General features: G+C 72.9%; 4 protein-coding genes. 2 read left to right on the top strand and 2 right to left on the bottom strand.

Features of this window, described 5'->3' with window-relative positions; translation table 11 throughout:
* Nucleotides 1–2,313, bottom strand: a 2,313-nt coding sequence (locus AC1DP0_RS19120; protein WP_478087556.1) for a glycosyltransferase family 2 protein, incomplete at its 3' end; no start/stop codon positions are given.
* 52 nt (nt 2,314–2,365) lie between these two features.
* On the bottom strand, nt 2,366–2,632 hold the full coding sequence (locus AC1DP0_RS19115; protein WP_442280088.1) for a WhiB family transcriptional regulator: 267 nt from the start codon (nt 2,630–2,632) through the stop codon (nt 2,366–2,368).
* Between the two features lie 243 nt (nt 2,633–2,875).
* On the opposite strand from AC1DP0_RS19115, the gene cofD reads away from it, so the two are divergent.
* Both cofD and AC1DP0_RS19105 read left to right on the top strand, forming a co-directional pair.
* Nucleotides 2,876–3,871, top strand: coding sequence for a 2-phospho-L-lactate transferase (gene cofD / locus AC1DP0_RS19110; RefSeq protein WP_478087548.1), 996 nt, complete (start codon nt 2,876–2,878; stop codon nt 3,869–3,871).
* A partial coding sequence (locus AC1DP0_RS19105; protein ID WP_478087559.1) for a coenzyme F420-0:L-glutamate ligase occupies nt 3,868–4,020 on the top strand: 153 nt, incomplete at its 3' end. The genes cofD and AC1DP0_RS19105, both read left to right, overlap by 4 nt.

Raw genomic sequence — 4,020 nt, 5'->3', positions numbered from 1 at the left:
CCACAGCTGCACGCCGAGGCCCGCCCAGAGGTGGGCCGKTGCGGACTGTCCCACGCCGGTCTCGGCCGACCCGAGGACCAGGTGATCCGAGACCAGCGCGCCGACGAGCCCACCGACGGCCAGCAGCGCGCCGACCACCAGGCCCACGGACTCGGCGCGAGAGCGCCCGCGCGTGGCGAGCCCGATGACGCCCAGCACGACGAGCGGGGCCCCGAGCCAGACGGCCCAGGTGGTGCTGCTCGAGTCGCCGAGGACGTGGGTGAGCACGTCCCACGGGCTGCGATCGGCAGAGGTTGCGACGAGACCGGGTCCGGACAGGAGCAGGCGTGGGTCGGCCACGAAGCGCGCCACCCACGGACCGAGGAGCGCGACGGGCACGACGAGCAGGACGAGCGCCCGGGCCCGTCGCAGTCCCGGCCCCAGGACGAGCATCAGCAGAGCCGCGACGACCGACAGGGCGAGCAGCGGCGGCGCGAAGGCGCCGAGCACGGCAGTGGCGAGAGCCGTCGCGAAAGTGGCCGTGAAGGTGCCGTCACGACGGGCAGCGAGGCAGAAGCCGGCAAGGACGAAGGGGAGCACCACGTGCACGACCGCCACGCTCACCCGGCCCTGCGCCAGCCCGGACGCGGCGACGCCAGCAGTCCCCCACGCGAGTGCTGCGAGGGCCCGGGCCACCCGTGAGGAGGTGACGACGCGGGCGGCGAGGTAGGTGGACCACGCGGCGAGCACGGGGGCCAGGAAGAGCAGCCAGGCGATGGTGACGCCCGCGCTCGAACGGCTCTCGGCGAGACCGGGGACGCGCTCGGCCAGCCAGGTGAGGGCGGAGAGCACGGCGAGGTGGGGACCGGACTCGGCTCCGGTGCCGAGCCCCGCGCCGTGCCACGCGTCGCGGAACGCGTGCCACAGTCCCGACGAGTCGGTGGTGACGGGACGCAGCTCGCCGCCGGCGACACCGGCGTTCGTGGGCGACAGCGCGCCGGCGCGGATGGTGCCACGCCACGCCGCCGTGGTGGCGGCGACGACGGCGGTGACGGCGAGGAAGCCGGGGTGGGTGACGACGCGCCGGGGCAGGGACGCCGGGAGGTGGTCCAGCGACTCGGACTCGTCTGCGACGGGTCCGGTCTCGGTCGTCGCCGCCGCCTCACGCCGCGCGTGGGTGCGCTCCGGGGTGATGGCGTCCTGGATGTGGTCGATCGTGGTCCGAGCGGCGACCGAGGGGGCGACGAAGAGGGTGGCGAGGTGGTCACGGCGCAGGCGCTTGGTGCGCCGTCCGCGCCAGCGGGCACCGAGCGTCGCGAACGGGTGCAGCAGGGCCGTCACGTCCGTCAGCTCGCGCCAGGCCTGCCGGGGCCGCTTGGCCACGAGCAGCGTCAAGGAGGCGACGATGGCGGACAGCGCCATCCAGATGGCGAGGAAGGGGGCGGCGAACGGCGAGCACCGGGCCAAGGTGACCTGGCGGGCGGCCCGGCGGCCGCGGCGTTCGAGCTCGCGCGGGTTGGGGGCGCCGGGTCGGCGGCCCTCGAGGCCCGCGGAGGCGTCACGCACGACGGCGCCCGGGACGACGATGACGCGGTGGCCCGCGAGCTGGGCCCGCCAGCCGAAGTCGAGATCGGCCCCGTGATCGACGAACGCGGGGTCGAAGCCACCGATGTCGTCGTGGGCGGAGCGCCGCACGAGCATGCCGCTCGTGCTCACGGCGAGGACGTCCGCGCGCGTGTCGTACTGGCCCTGGTCGGCCTCGCCGCGAACGGACGAGCCGAGCCGGCGTCCCGTGCGCGTGATCTGGATGCCCATCTCGACGAGCTGCCGCGGGTCGTCCCAGCTGACGAGCTTGGGCCCGGCGACCCCGACCGACTTGGACCGCAGCCCGGCCTGGAGCAGCTGGGCGAGGGCGTTGGCCCGGGGCACTGTGTCGTCGTGGAGGACCCAGACCCAGCTCGACGAGGCGTCCGCCGGCACGGGCAGCGCCTCGATGCCGCACTCGATGGCGCGGCCGATCGCGACGCGGGCGTCCAGGCGCACGACCTCGACGGACTCGATCGCCCGTCGAACGCCGGTGTGGGCGTGGGCGATGGCGTTCGAGGAGTCGCTGCTCGCGACGTCGACGATGACGAGACGTGCCGGCGGCAGCGTCTGGGCGGCGAGGCCGTCGAGACACTGCGCCAGCCACGTGGCTCCGTTGTGCACGACGACGATCGCCTCGACGGACGCGTTCGGCCGTTGCCCGGTGGAGGGAGGGGCGGACAACGACGCGGACGACACCCTCCCCGCGCCAGCGGGGATGTGCAGGTCTTCGGCAAGCGCTTCGGGCACAGTGGCTACCTTCACCCGGACACCTGCGAGGTGCCGGGGTCGAACCTCACGATCAGACCGCGCGCTTCTTCAGCTTGCGGCGCTCCCGCTCGGACAGTCCGCCCCAGATGCCGAACCGCTCGTCGTTGGACAGGGCGTACTCGAGGCACTCCGAGCGCACCTCGCAACCGACGCAGACCTTCTTGGCCTCGCGCGTGGAACCGCCCTTCTCCGGGAAGAACGCCTCCGGATCGGTCTGGGCGCACAGCGAGCGCTCCTGCCAGGAGAGCTCACCCTCCTGCTCACCCGTGTTCGACCAAACCACCATCAAATCGTGCATGACCCCTCCTCGACCCTGACTGCACTGTGTGTCAGCACTGTGGCACCGAGCGAGCCCGCACTCTGGAGGTTTCGGACAATTACGTCCATTCGTTCCAGAACCACGTCCCCGACCGATAACAACAATGGAATTACATGCGTGTCATACCCCTCACGTCAAGCCCGCGGGTGATATTTGCAGGTTCGAGGCCCCGGCCCCACCCCGCGCGACCGGGCCGGGACGGCCTGCTGAGAGGATCGGGGCATGCGCATCACCGCTCTGGCCGGTGGAGTCGGCGGCGCCCGGTTCCTCCGTGGCCTGCTCCACCACGTCCGACAGACCCACGCCGCGTCACCGGATTCCGATCCCGTGCACCTGACGGTGATCGGCAACACCGGTGACGACATCACGCTCTTCGGGCTCCGGGTCTGTCCCGACATCGACACGCTGCTCTACACCCTCGGTGGGGGCATCCACGAGGGCCAGGGCTGGGGTCGGGCCGACGAGTCGCACCACCTCGCCGAGGAGCTCGCCGCGCTCGGCGCCGAGCCCCAGTGGTTCGCCCTCGGCGACAAGGACTTCGGCACCCACGTCTACCGCTCGCAGCTGCTCGGCCAGGGTATGCCGCTGAGCGCCGTCATCGAGCGGCTCTCCGCCCGCTGGGGGCTCGGAGACCTCGGGGTCCGGCTGCTGCCGATGACGGACACCCCCGTCGAGACCCACGTGGTGGTCGAGCAGGAGGGGCAGTCGCGCGCGATCCACTTCCAGGAGTGGTGGGTGAGGCACCGGGCCGAGCTGCCCGCCGAGCGGTTCGTCGTGGCCGGGCTCGACCGGGCGGCCCCCGCACCCGGGGTGCTCGACGCGATCCGCGAGGCCGATGTCGTGATCCTGCCGCCGAGCAACCCCGTCGTCTCGATCGGCATCATCCTCGGCGTGCCGGGTGTCAGGGACGCCCTGCGCGGCACTCGCGCCCCCGTGGTCGGCGTCTCGCCGCTGGTCGGTGGCCGACCGGTCCGTGGACATGCCGACGTGTGCCTGCGCACCATCGGGGTCGACGAGACGAGCGCCGCTGTCGCCGGGCTCTACTCAGACTTCCTCGACGGCTGGCTCGTCGACGAGGAGGACCCGATGCCGGACGGGGGCCGTCTCGAGGTGGTCCGTCGTCCGCTCCTCATGAGCTCCGTCGACGCGGCGGCCGAGATGGCCGGCGCTGCGCTGGACCTCGGCCTGCGGCTGCGGGCGGAGCGAGCACCGGCGTGACGGGGCCCATCACGATCACGCCGCTGACCGGCATACCCGAGGTCCGCGAGGGGGACGACCTGGCCGACGTCGTCCAGGTCGGACTCGACCACGCCGGGGTGCGCCTGGCCGACGGCGACGTCCTCGTCGTCTCGAGCAAGGTCGCGAGC

Source organism: Terrabacter sp. P5_B1 (genome assembly GCF_056400505.1).
The sequence above is the reverse complement of the archived record's forward strand: the minus strand, read 5'-3'. Positions and strand labels throughout refer to the sequence as shown.